This window comes from Roseinatronobacter ekhonensis (genome assembly GCF_900499075.1).
Taxonomy (GTDB): Bacteria; Pseudomonadota; Alphaproteobacteria; order Rhodobacterales; family Rhodobacteraceae; genus Roseinatronobacter; species Roseinatronobacter ekhonensis.
Window position 1 is genome coordinate 1 of record NZ_UIHC01000057.1, and the last position, 14,983, is coordinate 14,983.

At 63.8% G+C, this 14,983-nt stretch carries 18 protein-coding genes; 10 read left to right on the plus strand and 8 right to left on the minus strand.

Annotated features, from left to right (window positions below; all coding sequences use genetic code 11):
• Positions 1–92 precede the first annotated feature (92 nt).
• Positions 93–1,076: a hypothetical protein gene (locus ROE7235_RS19950; RefSeq protein WP_147434250.1), complete on the minus strand. Its 984-nt coding sequence runs from the start codon at positions 1,074–1,076 to the stop codon at positions 93–95.
• Positions 1,077–1,927: 851 nt separating this feature from the next.
• Between ROE7235_RS19950 and ROE7235_RS16595 the strand changes: the two genes are divergently transcribed.
• Genes ROE7235_RS16595 through ROE7235_RS16605 form a run of 3 tightly spaced genes read left to right on the plus strand, consistent with a single transcriptional unit; the run spans position 1,928 to position 4,769 of the window.
• Positions 1,928–3,190, plus strand: a complete 1,263-nt coding sequence (locus tag ROE7235_RS16595; protein WP_121096658.1) for a site-specific DNA-methyltransferase — start codon at positions 1,928–1,930, stop codon at positions 3,188–3,190.
• Positions 3,187–4,563, plus strand: coding sequence for a site-specific DNA-methyltransferase (locus ROE7235_RS16600; RefSeq protein ID WP_121096660.1), 1,377 nt, complete (start codon positions 3,187–3,189; stop codon positions 4,561–4,563). Before ROE7235_RS16595 ends, ROE7235_RS16600 begins: the two co-directional genes overlap by 4 nt.
• Positions 4,560–4,769: a DUF7220 family protein gene (locus ROE7235_RS16605; protein ID WP_121096662.1), complete on the plus strand. Its 210-nt coding sequence runs from the start codon at positions 4,560–4,562 to the stop codon at positions 4,767–4,769. The genes ROE7235_RS16600 and ROE7235_RS16605 overlap by 4 nt, the downstream gene beginning before the upstream one ends.
• Positions 4,770–4,778: 9 nt before the next feature.
• On the opposite strand, the gene ROE7235_RS16610 is transcribed toward ROE7235_RS16605, so the two are convergent.
• The 7 genes from ROE7235_RS16610 to ROE7235_RS16640 form a co-directional block, all read right to left on the minus strand.
• The gene (locus ROE7235_RS16610) at positions 4,779–5,348 is read right to left on the minus strand and encodes a DUF3489 domain-containing protein (protein ID WP_121096674.1); all 570 of its coding nucleotides are present in this window, start codon (positions 5,346–5,348) and stop codon (positions 4,779–4,781) included.
• Between the two features lie 40 nt (positions 5,349–5,388).
• Positions 5,389–5,790, minus strand: coding sequence for a hypothetical protein (locus tag ROE7235_RS16615; protein ID WP_089279772.1), 402 nt, complete (start codon positions 5,788–5,790; stop codon positions 5,389–5,391).
• A 58-nt stretch (positions 5,791–5,848) separates the two neighbouring features.
• Positions 5,849–6,196: a hypothetical protein gene (locus ROE7235_RS16620; protein ID WP_089279773.1), complete on the minus strand. Its 348-nt coding sequence runs from the start codon at positions 6,194–6,196 to the stop codon at positions 5,849–5,851.
• A gap of 117 nt (positions 6,197–6,313) precedes the next feature.
• Entirely contained in the window at positions 6,314–6,676 is a 363-nt protein-coding gene (locus ROE7235_RS16625) for a hypothetical protein (protein WP_089279774.1), read from the minus strand.
• Positions 6,677–6,729: 53 nt separating this feature from the next.
• Positions 6,730–6,948: a hypothetical protein gene (locus ROE7235_RS16630; RefSeq protein WP_089279775.1), complete on the minus strand. Its 219-nt coding sequence runs from the start codon at positions 6,946–6,948 to the stop codon at positions 6,730–6,732.
• Positions 6,949–6,960: 12 nt separating this feature from the next.
• Positions 6,961–7,182 (minus strand): DUF6900 domain-containing protein, encoded by a 222-nt coding sequence (locus ROE7235_RS16635; RefSeq protein WP_089279776.1) that lies wholly within the window; start codon positions 7,180–7,182, stop codon positions 6,961–6,963.
• A gap of 2 nt (positions 7,183–7,184) precedes the next feature.
• A complete protein-coding gene (locus ROE7235_RS16640) occupies positions 7,185–7,385 on the minus strand; it encodes a hypothetical protein (RefSeq protein ID WP_245964006.1) in 201 nt (66 codons plus the stop codon).
• A gap of 159 nt (positions 7,386–7,544) precedes the next feature.
• On the opposite strand from ROE7235_RS16640, the gene ROE7235_RS16645 reads away from it, so the two are divergent.
• The 7 genes from ROE7235_RS16645 (at position 7,545) to ROE7235_RS16675 (ending at position 14,807) form a co-directional block, all read left to right on the plus strand.
• Complete coding sequence (locus tag ROE7235_RS16645; RefSeq protein WP_089279778.1) at positions 7,545–8,099, plus strand: hypothetical protein; 555 nt, start codon at positions 7,545–7,547, stop codon at positions 8,097–8,099.
• On the plus strand, positions 8,047–10,089 hold the full coding sequence (locus tag ROE7235_RS16650) for a phage terminase large subunit family protein (RefSeq protein ID WP_121096664.1): 2,043 nt from the start codon (positions 8,047–8,049) through the stop codon (positions 10,087–10,089). The genes ROE7235_RS16645 and ROE7235_RS16650 overlap by 53 nt, the downstream gene beginning before the upstream one ends.
• A 10-nt stretch (positions 10,090–10,099) precedes the next feature.
• Positions 10,100–10,309, plus strand: coding sequence for a phage head-tail joining protein (locus ROE7235_RS16655; protein WP_121096666.1), 210 nt, complete (start codon positions 10,100–10,102; stop codon positions 10,307–10,309).
• Positions 10,309–11,817, plus strand: a complete 1,509-nt coding sequence (locus ROE7235_RS16660; RefSeq protein WP_121096668.1) for a phage portal protein — start codon at positions 10,309–10,311, stop codon at positions 11,815–11,817. The genes ROE7235_RS16655 and ROE7235_RS16660 overlap by 1 nt, the downstream gene beginning before the upstream one ends.
• Positions 11,817–13,268 carry a S49 family peptidase gene (locus ROE7235_RS16665; protein WP_121096670.1) on the plus strand — a complete coding sequence of 484 codons (1,452 nt, stop codon included), beginning with the start codon at positions 11,817–11,819 and terminating at the stop codon, positions 13,266–13,268. The genes ROE7235_RS16660 and ROE7235_RS16665 overlap by 1 nt, the downstream gene beginning before the upstream one ends.
• A gap of 105 nt (positions 13,269–13,373) precedes the next feature.
• Complete coding sequence (locus tag ROE7235_RS16670) at positions 13,374–13,754, plus strand: head decoration protein (RefSeq protein WP_089279783.1); 381 nt, start codon at positions 13,374–13,376, stop codon at positions 13,752–13,754.
• 30 nt (positions 13,755–13,784) lie between these two features.
• Positions 13,785–14,807, plus strand: a complete 1,023-nt coding sequence (locus tag ROE7235_RS16675) for a major capsid protein (protein ID WP_121096672.1) — start codon at positions 13,785–13,787, stop codon at positions 14,805–14,807.
• The last annotated feature ends 176 nt before the right edge of the window (positions 14,808–14,983 follow it).

Below are 14,983 nucleotides of genomic sequence, written 5' to 3' on the forward strand. Positions count from 1 at the left end.
TGATCAGAGCTTGAAGCTCAGCACGGTCGGCGGGGCCAAGGTAAAGGCAAATGTCATTGCGTCTCATGTCCCGAATATAGCACATCAGGCCCTCAATGGGAATCCTGTGTCAGGTGGGGAACACTAGCCTCACGCCCAATACCACCTGCTTGGATATAATCAGCGCCGCTCTGAGTGCGTCCACGTTTGGCATTGTATCCCCAACCAGTTGCGCCGTTAGGCTCAGACACCGGACCTTTGATGCCATATTTGGTATCGCTGAGTGACCCATAGCCACCATCGCTATAGTCATAGTCAGAGACGTACATGATCCATGCACGTTTGAGCGCATCCACATCAAGTGTCGGACTGAAACTTGTGTCGAGGTCTATGCGCCAACTGGTCAACTGCCCGACTTCGTCAATATAGTATACTTCGTCCGGCCCTTTTGACATCATCTCGCTAGCGAGCTCTGGAGGGAAATTGTTTTTCGTTTCGGCTTGCAAGAATGACGACACCCGCAACAGGGACTGATTGATCTCTTGAACCACCTCAGTAGAAACAGTTTTCTTGCCATCAAAGTTCACATATGGAGCATGAAACCCAAGAACCGAGGATGGCGACATTGTTCTTTTTGGTTCTGGTTTCCACCCTTCGCAGTTGGAGTAACATGCCTCTTCGTAGTGCTTGAACAAGACATGATCCGGGTGAATGAGCGTGCCTGACATGAAAATCAGTGCGCAAGCAGAAAGACAGTTACTGTTTGGAAGAAGCCTGGTTGCAAAATAGTTATTCACCTCCAGTGCGATATTGACACCCTCAGTATATGATCCGCCGGGGCTATCTAAGCAAACTGTTCTCGGCCAAAATTCTGCTAGTGCATTGATGTTTCGCTTGTATGCAAGCTTATCTACTTGATGATAAGTATCGGCTATACCCTTTAGCTTCTCCAGATCTCCTTTCTTGATCTGCCCGTAGATATGAATATCGCACCCATCAATGGACCTGTCGCCTAGACGCACATCCGCCACAGACACTTTAGCAAGTAAGAAAATGAATAGCACTGCCCATCCAGAGGCTCTAACGAATGTAGGCATGAGATATCTCCGATTGCCGATTTTACAGACGCGCCTTTGATCGCGAAAAATAGTATGATTCGACATGGATGCTACGCGCTCTTATGGTTGCGAAGCAATACGGCTTGCCCCCTGCGGCTTGGTGGAAGGGTCGAGGTGGCCTCACGGTTGCGCGATCTTATCTTTCTCTAACCCGTCCCGCGCCCTGTCCCCAAGGTCGTCCCATAACCTTTTTTGCGGCACCACTTGAACCATACACTTACCTCCCGAGCTCTGGCCTTCCAGAGCGTCATAGGTTTGGTTGGTAAAAGCCCCACAACGCAGACTTAGCCTGGGAGCAGGCTTTCAATGGGATATGTCTGTACGGCGGGTTTGGGCCGATCAAGTTGCTCGCCCCCCCTCCGATGGTTCCTCCCTGGCTTGATCCGTATACGGGGGGGCTTAGCGCGGAACTTTTCTAGCGACTGGCTTTTTCACCGGGGAATCCACCTGGAAGCCACGCCAGCCGATTGTCTCGAATTTCTGACTCAACATCAAAGGGTTGCGCGAAAGCGGCCTTGGCCAGGGTGGATTCCTTTTGGCATCCAGGGAAGCCACTTCACGGACTCCAGTTTGGCCAGAAGCCACCAAAGGAAGCCACCTCGGTGCTGGCCTTTTCCAGATCTGGCGGAACACATTGATTCCACTTCGGAAAATAGTTTGACAAAGCTGCCCCCCTTGACGTACCCATTCATCATCGAAGAATTGCACCCGGAGGAAACCCCTCTCGGGTGCTTTCGTTTTCCCCACATTGCGGACGCCGATCCTGCTGCTGGTCCTTCCGGCCGCATGGCTTGGTCTGTCCGCCCTGCCCCAAATCAGAGAACCGCCCCATGGACCTGATATTTGCGCCGAGTCAGATCGAGAGCTGGCCGATCGACCGGCTGCGCCCCTACGCCCGCAATGCCAAGATACATGGCGACGACCAGGTGGCCAAAATCGCTGCAAGCATGGCGAAGTTCGGGTGGACCGTGCCCTGCATGGTGGCGGATGACGGCGAACTGATCGCGGGGCATGGCCGCGTTTTGGCTGCGACGATGCTCGGGTTGACCGAGGTGCCGGTGATCCGGCTTGGCCATCTCGACGAGGCCGAGCGGCGCGCTTACCGCATCGCAGACAACAAGTTGACGGAGCTCGGCGACTGGGATGAGGCCGTTCTGCGCGATGAGATCGCAGGCCTGCTGGCGGATGACTTCGACCTGTCGCTGCTGGGGATCAGCGACGAAGATCTGGACGCCCTGCTGCGCGACCCCGAGGCGCTGGGCGCTGAAGGTCCGGTCGAGGGTGAGGATGATGTGCCGGAGATGCCCGTCACGCCCGTGTCAGTGCCCGGCGACCTCTGGCAGCTCGGTCCGCACCGTCTGATCTGCGGCGACAGTACCTCGGCCGAAGTCGTCGGGCGGCTGCTCGGCGATGTGAAGCCATTGCTTATGGTCACCGACCCGCCCTATGGCGTGGACTACGATCCGTCCTGGCGCAACCATGCGGGCGCGGCAAAGACGAAGCGCACTGGCAAGGTGCTGAACGATGACCGCGCGGATTGGCGCGAGGCTTGGACGCTGTTCCCCGGCGATGTGGCCTATGTCTGGCATGGTGCCCTGCATGCGGCCACCGTGGCGGAAAGCCTGGCGGCCGCTGGCTTCGCCATCCGGTCGCAGATCATCTGGGCCAAGGACCGGCTGGTGCTGAGCCGTGGTGACTATCACTGGCAGCATGAACCCTGCTGGTATGCGGTGCGCGCCAAGGGGAAAGGGCACTGGGCGGGCGATCGCAAGCAGACGACGCTGTGGCAGATCGCCAACCGGGACCAGGATGTCGACACGGTGCACGGCACGCAGAAGCCGGTGGAATGCATGCGCCGTCCGATCCTGAACAACTCCAGCCCCGGCCAGCCGGTCTACGAGCCCTTTATGGGGTCCGGCACGACGCTGATCGCGGCCGAGACCACTGACAGACTCTGCCTCGGGGTCGAACTGAACCCAGCCTATGTTGACGTCGCTATTGAACGCTGGCAGTCCTTTACCGACCAAGAGGCCGTGCTGGTGGAAACCGGCGAGACCTTCGCCACCCTCAAGCCCAAGCGGCTGGCTGCATGACTGTGCCACTGCTGCCACGCCAGATCCAACACTGGCCACTGGCGCGCCTCCGCCCCTATGCCCGCAATGCCAAGACCCACGATGCCGACCAGGTGGCAAGGATCGCCGCCAGCATGGCCGAGTTCGGCTGGACCGTCCCTTGCCTCGTGGCGGCGGACGGCGAGCTGATCGCCGGGCATGGCCGCGTCCTGGCCGCCGCGCAGTTGGGGCTGACCGATGCCCCGGTCATTGTGCTGGGCCATCTGACCGAGGCGCAGCGCCGGGCCTATCGTATCGCCGACAACAAATTGACTGAGATGGGCGGTTGGGACGAGGCCCTGCTGCTCGAGGAACTGCGCGGGCTGCTGGCCGAGGATTTCGACCTGGGGCTGATCGGGATCCCCGAGGACGAACTGGACGCCCTGCTAAACGACGCCGACCAAGACAGCGCGCCGATGGACGACGACACCGCCGACTCAATCCCCGAGCCCCCGGCCGAACCGATCACCAAGCCGGGCGACATCTGGGCGCTGGGCGATCACCAGCTGATCTGCGGCGACGCCACAGATCCAGCCGTCGTGGCGCGGCTGATGGACGGGGCGCAGGCATCGCTCATGTTCACCTCGCCGCCCTATGCCCAGCAGCGCGACTATGGCGCAGCGAAGGAGAAGGTCGGCGATTGGGATGCGCTGATGCAAGGCGTGTTCGCCGCAGCGCCGGTCGCGACCGATGCCCAGCTGTTGGTCAACCTTGGCCTTGTCCATCGCGATGGCGAATGGATCCCGTATTGGGAGCACTGGCTCGACTGGATGCGCGCGAAGGGCTGGCGACGGTTCGGCTGGTATGTCTGGGACCAGGGGCCCGGCCTGCCGGGCGACTGGAACGGACGGCTGGCGCCCTCGCACGAGTTCATCTTCCACTTCAACCGCCAGCCCCGGAAGCCCAACAAGACGGTCGCGAGCAAGCACGCGGGCGAACCCCTCGGCGGCGGTGGCCTGCGCACCACGGACGGCCACGTCAGACCCAAGACCGGCACCGGCAACGCAATCCAGAGCCATCGGATCCCGGACAGCGTCTTTCGCATCATGCGCCACAAGGGCGGGCTCGGGGCGGCAGGGTCGCACCCTGCTGTCTTCCCGGTGGCGCTGGTCGACGCAGTGCTGGAAGCCTTTTCAGACCCGGGCGATATCGTGTTCGAACCCTTCTGCGGCTCGGGCACCCAGTTGATTGCGGCAGAACGCACTGGGCGGCGATGCCTCGCGGTGGAGCTGGACCCGGTTTATTGCGACGTGGCCGTGCGACGCTGGGAACTGGCGACGGGGCGGACAGCCAATCGCATCGCCTTGAAGGAGGAAGACCAGAAGCCTGCACGCCGGTCGAGGAAACGCGCATGACGCAGTCGCGTCGCATGTCGCTGATCGAGGCCATCTCCAACGTCGCTTTGGGCTACGGGCTGGCCGTCGCTACGCAGATCGTGGTGTTCCCATGGTTCGGCTTGCATCCGAGCCTTGGCGAAAACCTCACCATCGGCGCCCTGTTCACCGGGATCTCGCTTCTGCGCAGCTATGCGCTGCGCAGGCTGTTTGAACGCTGGTGGTAACACTCGGGATCAGGCCGCGTCGAGTTTGTACACGGTGCCGCGCCCGTCGACCTTTTCCGAGGTAATGGGCAGGCCCAATTTCTTCTTGAGCCCACCAGAGATCAAGCCACGCGCGCTATGAGCCTGCCAGCCAGTCACCTCGACGATCTCGGTGATCGAGGCGCCCTCGGGCCGTTGAAGGAGCGCGATGATCTGCGCCTGCTTGGTGCCAGCGCGGATGGTGATGGGTTTTGCGACCTCAGCAGGCTCGCTCGCGGTGGGTTCCTCGTCCGGTTTCGGCTTCGCCTTGCGCGGCCCGGTCACAGCCTTCGCAACCACCGGCTCGATCCCGATGGCTCCGAGCCCGATCTCGGTCGCGATCAGCGTGGTGCCGTGGCCATCGCCGGTCTCGCGCCAGAGCGGCTCGCCCTTGCGGAGATCTGCATCGACCTCTTCCAGCCAGCCGTTGGTGATCATGCGGGTGACCGCCATCTTCGCCGCAGCACCGCGCAACCCATCGGGCAGCGGCATGGCCAGATTGCCCGGGCGGGTGGCCGCTCGGCTGAGAATGATCGTTTGCGTGTCCGTGAGTTTGGGCATCATTGCCTCCTGTCGTAAATGGGGATCGTGGGCGCTGGGCTCAGGTGGTCTCTTCCATCGGCGCGGTGACCGCGAAGTGCTGGACCCAACCTGTGAGATACGGCAGCCCTGCGGGGATACCCTCCTCGCGTTCAGTGCGGCGGCAGATGCGCCAGTCCAGCCATTTTCGGATGGCAGCTTGGATTGCCGCTTCGCTGTCAGCGGCCCCGCCCTGCAACGCGCCAACGACATCGTCGGCGAAGTGGCGGCCCATGCGGCCGTCCAGAAAGTCGCGGATGCCGATCAGCTCGTCCTCACTGTCGGCGCGGATGGCATCGGCGATCAAGTTTGTGGCCAGTGTCCAGACCTCCTGCGAACGGCGGTCCCGCAGCGGACAAAGGGTCATGGTCTGGAAGAAGCCGTAGTCTTCGTTCCGACTGGGCAGGATGGGAGGTATGGTCATGGTCAGACACTCTCGTATTCAGGCTGGCAGCGGGGCCCGCAGGCCCCACGCATCAGGCTCAAGCTGCGCTGGCAGCTTCCAGCGTGGCGATGTGGCGACGCAGTCTTGCGACCTCATCGCGCGCGGCGTCCCGCCAGAAAGCAGCGCGGGCGTTGCAGGCGCGTGCCAGGCGCTGGGCATCTTCGCGCGTGAAGCGGTTGACCTTGTGCGCCGCGCCGTGGCCGGTGCAGGTGGCGCGGTGCGTTTTGCCCTCGGGCGTCAGGGTGAATGTCAGCGGCCCGAAGTCGTCGATGATGATCCAGTTGTGCGCGGCAATTGTGGCGCAGGCGCTGGGCGCGAGGATGGCGTCGATCTCCTTGGCGGCGGCGCGGAAGTCGGCGATCAGGGTGATTGCGGGGTGGGTCATGGTGGCGTTCCTTGCGGTGAGTTGCATCGTTTCCGTGCCATCACATTCGCTCCAGAGCGCGGATGATCGTAGGCAAATCTGAGCAATATCATTGCTTTATGATCACAACCCGACCGTTCACGCGATGCGATCCGGTTCGATCAACGCGGCCTGCTCGGCCTCAAAGCGCTGAGCGGCATCGGGTGGATCGCGGCGCGCGTTGACGATGGCGACAAAAAGCGCGCGGGCCACTGCGGCGACCTGATTTGCCCCTGCGCTCGAAAGGTCGACATCATGGATGGCAATCGCCTCGCCCAGATCGGTGAGGGCATAGAGCGTGGCGAACTCGGCCTCGTCCGGGGCGCAGGTAACGGTGTTGCGGTCGTGTTCGGGCACAGCGACGCTACGGCAGAAGCGCAGGTCGAAGCCGATGGCACATTCGCGGCGGATCAGAAGGGCGAGCGTCTCCCCCTCGGGCAGGCAGTTGAAGGAGTGCGTCATGGCTGGGGCCTTTCGCCTTGAACAGGATCGGGGGGGGTCATGGTTTGTCGCCCTCAGATCAGCTGCAGGCTGGCCAACATGGCGCTGGCAGCGCCAAGTTGGGTGGTGGGGAGTTCAATCTTGATGTGCGAGATCACGTCTGATGCCTCGGCGGCGATGCCCTCGTTGCGCAGCGCATCTTCGATCATTCGTGCGGCCGCGTCAGAGCCCTTGAGGTTCAGCGGGTCCGGCAGGGCGGCGTGGTCGATCCGGATGGTGGTGATGGCAGTCATGGTCATGTCCCTTCAGGATTGGAGTGTCGGTTCGCTGACTTCACCCGCGCGACGCCCGGCCTCATATGCGGCCTCCAGCGCGGAGCGGATCGCCCAGACAGCGGTGTTGTGGAAATCGAGCCGGTCGCAGTTGCGGATCTCAAGCGTCTCGAGAAAGAGATGGCGCTGGACGATGTCGAGGAGCAGGGCATCACGTGCGGCATTCGGATCGAGAGGTTTGTGGCGGCGCGCCATGCTCAGTCCTCCCGGCGGTGTTCGGGGTGGGTGGTGCGGGCGCGGGCTTCCTCGCGCATCATCTCGTGGGCGCGTGCCATCTCGACCATCCCCTGTTCCTGGCTCATCCGTCCGGACATCACCTCGTCCATCACCCAGTTCACGCGCTCCTGCGCAGGGCTGCTGTGATCCCGCCACCCGTCGCTCATTGAACTGTGCCCCATTCTTTCCTGTGCGCGCATGGCTCTCTACAATCCGTCTCTGAGGGGCGCGCGATGCACCCCTCTTCTCAGGAGAAGACTCGCGTGATCGGGGAGTGCAATCAACTGAATTAGAGCGTCATTCCTGTTTATTGCCAATATGTTGAGGACACGCCAAGCGCCATGGAAGGTCTGTCTGAGCGCGCCTATGCCGCCCGTTCCGGGCTCTCGCGCGGCGCGGTGCAGAAAGCGCGCAAAACCGGGCGGCTGGTGCTGTATCCAGACGGATCGATCAACCCGGTGGCCTCGGATGCGCGCCGGGGCGCGGCAACCGACCCGGACCAGCAGATGCGTGCGCGGGGCGGGTTTGCCAGCAGCAGCGAGAGTGGCGGCGTCTCCGGACCCGGGGACAGCACCTCCTATCTGAAGGCGCGCACGGCGCTCACGGTCTACCAGGCGCAGGAACGCCAGCTGTCGATCCAGAAGAAAAAGGGTGTTCTGGTCGACCGGGCCCGGGCTGAGACGTTGGTGTTTCGCCTCGCCCGGCAGGAGCGCGATGTCTGGGTCACATGGCCCACCCGTGTGGCAGCGCTGATGGCCGCACAACTGTCCGCGGATATGGAGAACGCAACCGGGACGCCCATGACGATCGAGACCGCGATCCTGCAAAGGGTGCTGGAAACCCATGTCCGAGAGCAGCTCGACGCCCTCGCCGACCTCAGGGTCTCGCTTGGATGAAGAAGACCGACACAACGACCTGACCGACGGGGATCTGAGCCAAGACCTCGACCTTGGCTTTGACGGCGCCGAGGATATCCTGCGCGCCTGGCGGCGCGGCCTGCGCCCCGATCCGGATCTGACGGTCTCGGAATGGGCAGATCGACACCGCAAACTGTCGTCGCGGGCCTCTGCCGAGCCGGGGCAATACCGCACCGCGCGCACGCCCTATCTGCGGGCGATCATGGATGCGCTGTCGCCCAGCCACCCGGCGCAACGGATCAGCTTCATGAAGGCCGCGCAGGTCGGCGCAACCGAGGCCGGCAACAACTGGATCGGCTTTGTCATCCATCACGCCCCCGGTCCGATGCTGGCAGTCTTGCCCACGGTGGAGATGGCCAAACGAACCTCGCGGGGCCGGATCGACCCGCTGATCGCGGACAGCCCGGCATTGAGGGAGCGTGTACAACCGGCGCGGTCGCGCGATGCCGGGAACTCGATGCTGTCGAAGGAATTTCCCGGCGGCATCCTGGTGCTGACCGGCGCGAACTCGGCCACCGGCCTGCGGTCCATGCCCGCGCGCTATGTCTTCCTGGATGAGGTGGACGCCTATCCGGCATCGGCCGATGAGGAAGGCGATCCGGTCACGCTGGCCGAGGCCCGGACCACCACCTTTGCGCATCGGCGCAAGGTCTTCATGGTCTCGACCCCGACAATCCGCGGGCTCAGCCGCATCGAGCGGGAGTTTGAGGCTTCCGACCAGCGGCGGTACTTTGTGCCCTGTCCGCATTGCGGCGCGATGCAATGGCTGCAGTTCGAGCGTCTGCGTTGGCAGAAGGGGCGGCCAGAGACCGCGACCTATCACTGCGAAGGCTGCGAGCAGCCCATCGCCGAGCACCACAAGACCGGGATGCTGGAGCGGGGCGACTGGCGGGCAACCTCCCGCGCCACCGACCCGAATGCCATCGGCTTCCATCTCTCGGCGCTCTATTCGCCGATCGGCTGGAAGAGCTGGGAGCAGATCGCGCGGGACTGGCTGGCGGCCCAAGGCTCCGACGAGATGCTGCGCGCGGCGCGCAACACGCTCTTGGGCGAGACCTGGATCGAGAGCGGAGAAGCCCCGGAATGGCAGCGGCTGGCGGATCGGCGCGAGGCCTTTGGAGCACAGATCCCGGTGGGAGGTCTCTTCCTCACCGCCGGGGCGGATGTGCAGAAGGACCGGATCGAGGTTGATGTCTGGGCCTGGGGGCGTGGGCTTGAAAGCTGGTTGGTCGATCACATCGTCCTTCCGGGCGGGCCAGACGATCCCGCCTGCTGGGACAAGCTGACAGCCCTTCTCGGTCAGACTTGGACACATGCAAACGGCGCGGTCATGACATTGGCTAAACTGGCGATCGACACCGGCTACGAGTCCGCGGCGGTCTACGCCTGGGCGCGCAAGCAGGGCATCGCGCAGGTCGCTCCGGTGAAAGGGCTCGAAGGGTTCAACCGGGCAACGCCGGTCTCCGGACCGACCTTTGTCGACGCCACTGTGAACGGGCGAAAGCTGAAGCGCGGTGCGCGGCTCTGGAGCGTGGCCACGGCAACCTTCAAGGCCGAGACCTATCGGTATCTGCGGCTGGAGCGGCCCTCGGAGCCGGACGCACCGCACCCGCCCGGCACAATCCACCTGCCGGACTGGGCCGACAGCGAATGGCTCAAGCAGCTGGTGGGCGAACAACTGGTCACCATCCGTGACCGGCGCGGCTATGCCCGGCAGGAATGGCAGAAGCTGCGCGAGAGGAACGAGGCCCTGGACACCCGGGTCTATGCCCGTGCGGCTGCCTGGATCCTCGGGGCGGATCGCTTTGACGAACGAATGTGGCGACAGCTGGAGAAACAGGCTGGCGTGGAAACCGCCGTGACGGCCCCAAAACCTGAGACCGACACCCCATCCGAACCCCAGGCCGGGCAGATCGCGGCGCCACGGAAACGCGGCTGGAAGATCAGCACGCCCAGATACATGGAATAGAGAGACTCTTTTGACCCTCGACGAGTTCAAGATCCACCACGGCGTCCTGCTGGCCGCGCGCTACAGCGGCACGCGCAGCGTCAGCTATGACGGCAAGACTGTCACCTATGGCTCGGATACGGAATTGGCAGCTGCAATCGGTGACATTGAACGGAGGATCGCGGCCCTGGAAAATACCAGCCGCCGTATCCTGCGCCCCTTCGCCGTGAAGGATCTGTGATGAGCGGTTCTTCCAACTGGCGGCAGCGCCTTGGAGCCTTCATCGGCGGGTTCGACGCGGGCCAGCACCATCGCCGCTTGCGTGGGTTCCGCGCGACCCGCGCGCATGTGAATGCGCTGATCGCGGCCAGCGGACCCGATATCACTGCGCGCGCCCGCTGGCTGGTGCGCAACAACGGCTATGCCGTGAACGCGGTGGAAAGCTGGGCGGCCAATACCGTCGGCGACGGGATCAAGCCAATCTCGAAGATCGCGGATGCCGCGCTCAAGGAAGAGCTGCAGCGGCTCTGGCTCACCTGGACCGACGAGGCCGATGCCGAAGGACTGACCGATTTCTACGGGCTCCAGCGCCGCGCCGCCCGAGAGGTCTTTATCGCGGGCGAAGTGTTCTTCCGCATCCGTCCGCGACGCGCCAGCGACGGGCTGACCGTGCCGCTGCAGCTTCAGATGCTGCCCGCTGAGATGTTGCCTTTGGAGCAGACGGGCGTGGCCGCGAACGGCAATACCATCCGCCAGGGCATTGAGTTCGACCGGATTGGGCGGCGCGTGGCCTATCACTTTCTGCGCCGGCATCCGGGTGACAGTACAGATCCGGGACTCTCAGGCGAGGTGGTGCGCCTGCCCGCCGCCGAGATCATCCACGTCATCGACCCCGTCGAAGGGGGTCAGTTGCGCGGGGTGTCGAAACTGGCGCCTGCCATCGTCAAGCTGTTCCTGCTGGATCAATACGACGATGCCGAGCTTGATCGGAAGAAGGTCGCGGCGATGTACGCAATGTTTGTCACATCACCCGCGCCGGAGAACCCGCTCGCGCCGCCCGACGATGAGGACGGACCCGCCGGTGTCGAGATCAGCCCCGGCCAGATCGTGCGACTGGACCCGGGGGAAGATGTCACCGTCGGTCAGCCTGCTGACAGCGGCGGGACCTACGAGCTGTTCCAATACCGGACCCTGCTGCAGATCTCGGCCGCGCTGGGCATCCCCTATCCCTATCTGGCCAATGACATGGTGAAGGGCAACTTCTCGAACTCGCGGCTCGCTCTGATCGAGTTCCGCCGCCGTGTCTCAGCCTGGCAGCATTCGGTGATGGTGTACCAGCTCTGCCGGCCGGTCTACGGGCGCTGGATGGATGCGGCGGTTCTGTCGGGCGCGCTGTCCCTGCCCCGATATGAGGCCAATCGGTCGCGGCTGCTGACTGCCGACTGGCTCCCCACAAAGTGGGACTGGGTCGATCCCCTGAAGGACGCCAACGCCGAGATCGCCCAGATCGAGGCGGGTCTCAAGTCCCGCACGCAGGCCATCGCCGAGCGCGGCTATGACGCCGAACAGGTCGACCGCGAGATCGCCGCAGAACGTGACCGCGAACGCGTACTGGGGCTGGACTTTCGCCGCCCGGGCTCACCCGCGCCCGGGGTGCAGGCCGTGCCGGTCCAGGGGGACGACACGGACCAGACAGATGAGACTGAAGTTGCGGAAGACCGTCCGCGCGAAGCAGAGGACCAGTCCTGATGCTCCAAGCCCGCATCGCCGCGCGCGCCTTCAACACACCATTGCTGGTTGAGCCGTCCAAGGCGATGGCCTTCCTCTCCGGCCTTGGGCCGCGCATCCTGGGGCGGAGTGTCGAGATGGGTTTGGAGGGCGGCGCCGCGCAAAGCGCCCTCCCTGCCGCCCGCGCCAGTATTCTGGCCGGTGGCCTGCTCGACGATGATCGCCAACATGGTAACGCACCGTATCCGGTCGTGGACGGTATTGCCGTGATCGAGATCGCAGGCGTTCTGATCCATCGCGGGGGTTGGATCGGCCAGTCATCTGGCCAGACCAGCTATGAAGGCATCGCAGCACAGATCGAGGCGGCGGCGAGCGAGCCATCCGTGCGCGGCCTTGCCTTGGAAATCGACAGCTTCGGGGGTGAAGTCGCCGGGGTGTTTGATCTCGCTGACCGCATTCGCGCCGTCCGTACCGCAAAGCCCGTCTGGGCCTTTGTCGCCGAACACGCCTTCTCCGCGGGATACGCGCTGGCCTCTCAGGCGGACCGCATCTTGCTGCCACGCACCGGCGCGCTGGGCAGCATCGGGGTTGTGGTGATGCATGCGGATCTGAGCGGTCAGCTGGACCAGGACGGGCTGCGCGTGACGCTGATCCATTCAGGAACTCACAAGATCGACGGTAATCCCTACACGCCCCTGCCCGCGGCAGTTCGCGACGGCATCCAACGCGAGATCGACATGTTGCGGGTCCTCTTCGCCGAGACGGTCGCCGCCGGCCGTGCCGGGCGCATGAGCCAGGAGGCCGCGCTGGCCACCGAGGCCGCCACCTATCGCGGGGCAGATGCCGTCGCCGCAGGCCTCGCAGATGAGGTCACCGACCTTGCGCACGGGTTCGCCAGTTTCCGGCAGGTTGTGACCCGAACGCAGACGCTCTCGCTCCCGCGCGCACCCCTCGCCCAAACCCGACACCCAGCTCAAACCCGAAAGGAAACCGCCATGTCCCATGAGATTGACGGTGATGACACCCACGAAGACAGCATCCCGAATGCCCCAGATCCGGACGATACCGCAGGCAAAGCGGCACCCGCCGCGTCCGCATCCCCTGCCGCTCAGATACCAGAGACATCGCCTGACCCGGCTGTTGCCTCAGAAACCTCAACGGTTGCAATTCAAGCGGCGACACAGCCTGGCAATCTGGCCGAGCTCTCGGCGCGGCTTCGCAGCGAGGCGGCGGAGATCGCCGAGATCGCGGCGCAAGCGGGCAGGCTCGGCATCGCCATTGATGCGGCGAAAGCCCTGCGCGAGGGCACCACGCCCGAGGCCCTGCGTGGGTTTGTCCTCGAACGCGCCAGCGCCGCTGCCGATGCGCGCGACATCGTCGCCGCTTCGCCCTCGCCCATCCTGCCGCAGGCCAAGGAAAGCCCGATCATTGCCGCCGCAAAACGCGCCGCTGCCGCAGGCAACCGCGGCTGACGCATGGCACACGCCCACCAAAAACAAAACCAACTGCCCGACTGATCCCCCGCCGCCCCGTCCCGGCGGGGGATGTCTTTTTCCCCTTTTGCATGGAGCCCCGAAATGCCCGTCCTGACCCAGCCCGCCACGATGGGCGATGTCCTCAAGTATGACGTCAACCCCAACTATACCCGCGAGACTGTCACCCTGCTCACCGGCACCGCCTATCCTGTCGGATCCGTGCTTGGGCGCATCACCGCCAGCGGCAAGTACAAGCTGGCCACCAGCGGCGGAAGCGACGGCGCGCAGACCGCCGCCGCCGTGCTGGTTTATGCTGTCGATGCGACACTGGCCGATGCAACCGGCATCGTGGTGGTGCGAGGACCTGCCATCGTGTCACGCGCCGCTCTTGCCTATGACGCCACCGTCGATGACGCCGCCAAGATCACCACCAAGATCGGCCAGCTGGCGAGCCTCGGCATCCTGGCGCGCGACACCGCCTGATCCGCTCACCCCCTTCCCCGGAGTTCCCCCATGACCATCACCCGCAACCCGTTCGACGCGGGCGGCTATTCGCTCGCCGAGATGACGCAGGCCATCAACATCCTGCCGAACCTCTACACCCGCCTGGGCCAGATCGGCCTGTTCCGCTTCGAGGGCGTCACCCAGCGCTCCATCGTCATCGAACAACGCGAGGGTGTTCTGAGCCTCCTGCCCTCAGTGCCGCTGGGCGCCCCGGCCACTGTCGGCAACCGCGAGGCCCGCTCCATGCGCAGCTTTGCCCTGCCCTGGATCCCGCATGACGATGTGGTTCTGCCTGCGGATATTCAGGGCATGCCCGCGCTGGGCGTCTCCGATGCCGCCGACCCGCTGGTCGAGGTGATGAACCGCAAGCTCACGCTCATGCGTCGTAAACACGCCCAGACCCGGGAATATATGGAGATGAACGCCCTGCGCGGCATCGTGAAGGATGGTGCGGGCACCACGCTCTACAACTACTTCACCGAGTTCGGGCTCGACCAGATCTCGGTCGACTTCGTCTTTGGCACGGCCGCGACAAACATCCAGACCAAGGTCCGGACCACCCTGCGCGCCATCGAGGACAACCTGCTGGGCGAGACCATGATCACCGCGCATGCACTGGTCAGTTCCGAGTTCTTCGACAAGCTGATCAGCCACCCCAAAACGGAAGACGCCTACAAGTTCTTCTCAGCCATCGGCGGCCAGCCGCTGCGCGAGGACATGCGCCGCGCCTTCCCCTTCGCGGGCATCCTCTTCGAGGAATACAACGGCTCCGTCACGCTCTCAAACGGCACCTCGGAACGGCTGATCCCCACCGGTGAGGGCATCGCCTTCCCGCTGGGCACGTTTGACACCTTCACCACCTATGGCGGACCCGCAAACCTGCTGGAAACCGCCAACACCATCGGCCTGCCGCTCTATGCCCGCCAGATGATCGACGCGAAAGGCCGCTGGATCGACCTGATGACCGAGGCCTCGATCCTGCCGGTCAACAAGCGCCCGCGCCTCGCGATCCGCCTGCACAGCTCGAACTGAGCGATCAGGCCATGTCGATCTTCGCCTTGGTCATCGAAACGCTCTTTGGTTGTTGATTGCCAATGAGAATTGACCCGGCAGCGGCCAAAATTGTCACTGAGAATTGACCCATGTGCAACCTTGCCCCGGCTTGAACCAGCTGGGGGCATTTGGAGTGATCGACATGGGATTTTTGA

Bases quoted from the DNA above. Each gene is read 5' to 3' on its own strand.
- ROE7235_RS16625 (WP_089279774.1), bottom strand. From the start codon at position 6,676: ATGACGCACTCCTTCAACTGCCTGCCCGAGGGGGAGACGCTCGCCCTT.
- ROE7235_RS16605 (WP_121096662.1), top strand. From the start codon at position 4,560: ATGACGCAGTCGCGTCGCATGTCGCTGATCGAGGCCATCTCCAACGTC.
- ROE7235_RS16600 (WP_121096660.1), top strand. From the start codon at position 3,187: ATGACTGTGCCACTGCTGCCACGCCAGATCCAACACTGGCCACTGGCG.
- ROE7235_RS16595 (WP_121096658.1), top strand. From the start codon at position 1,928: ATGGACCTGATATTTGCGCCGAGTCAGATCGAGAGCTGGCCGATCGAC.
- ROE7235_RS16665 (WP_121096670.1), top strand. From the start codon at position 11,817: ATGCTCCAAGCCCGCATCGCCGCGCGCGCCTTCAACACACCATTGCTG.
- ROE7235_RS16670 (WP_089279783.1), top strand. From the start codon at position 13,374: ATGCCCGTCCTGACCCAGCCCGCCACGATGGGCGATGTCCTCAAGTAT.
- ROE7235_RS16645 (WP_089279778.1), top strand. From the start codon at position 7,545: ATGGAAGGTCTGTCTGAGCGCGCCTATGCCGCCCGTTCCGGGCTCTCG.
- ROE7235_RS16630 (WP_089279775.1), bottom strand. From the start codon at position 6,948: ATGACTGCCATCACCACCATCCGGATCGACCACGCCGCCCTGCCGGAC.
- ROE7235_RS19950 (WP_147434250.1), bottom strand. From the start codon at position 1,076: ATGCCTACATTCGTTAGAGCCTCTGGATGGGCAGTGCTATTCATTTTC.
- ROE7235_RS16610 (WP_121096674.1), bottom strand. From the start codon at position 5,348: ATGCCCAAACTCACGGACACGCAAACGATCATTCTCAGCCGAGCGGCC.
- ROE7235_RS16660 (WP_121096668.1), top strand. From the start codon at position 10,309: ATGAGCGGTTCTTCCAACTGGCGGCAGCGCCTTGGAGCCTTCATCGGC.
- ROE7235_RS16635 (WP_089279776.1), bottom strand. From the start codon at position 7,182: ATGGCGCGCCGCCACAAACCTCTCGATCCGAATGCCGCACGTGATGCC.
- ROE7235_RS16620 (WP_089279773.1), bottom strand. From the start codon at position 6,196: ATGACCCACCCCGCAATCACCCTGATCGCCGACTTCCGCGCCGCCGCC.
- ROE7235_RS16675 (WP_121096672.1), top strand. From the start codon at position 13,785: ATGACCATCACCCGCAACCCGTTCGACGCGGGCGGCTATTCGCTCGCC.
- ROE7235_RS16650 (WP_121096664.1), top strand. From the start codon at position 8,047: ATGTCCGAGAGCAGCTCGACGCCCTCGCCGACCTCAGGGTCTCGCTTG.
- ROE7235_RS16640 (WP_245964006.1), bottom strand. From the start codon at position 7,385: ATGGGGCACAGTTCAATGAGCGACGGGTGGCGGGATCACAGCAGCCCT.
- ROE7235_RS16615 (WP_089279772.1), bottom strand. From the start codon at position 5,790: ATGACCATACCTCCCATCCTGCCCAGTCGGAACGAAGACTACGGCTTC.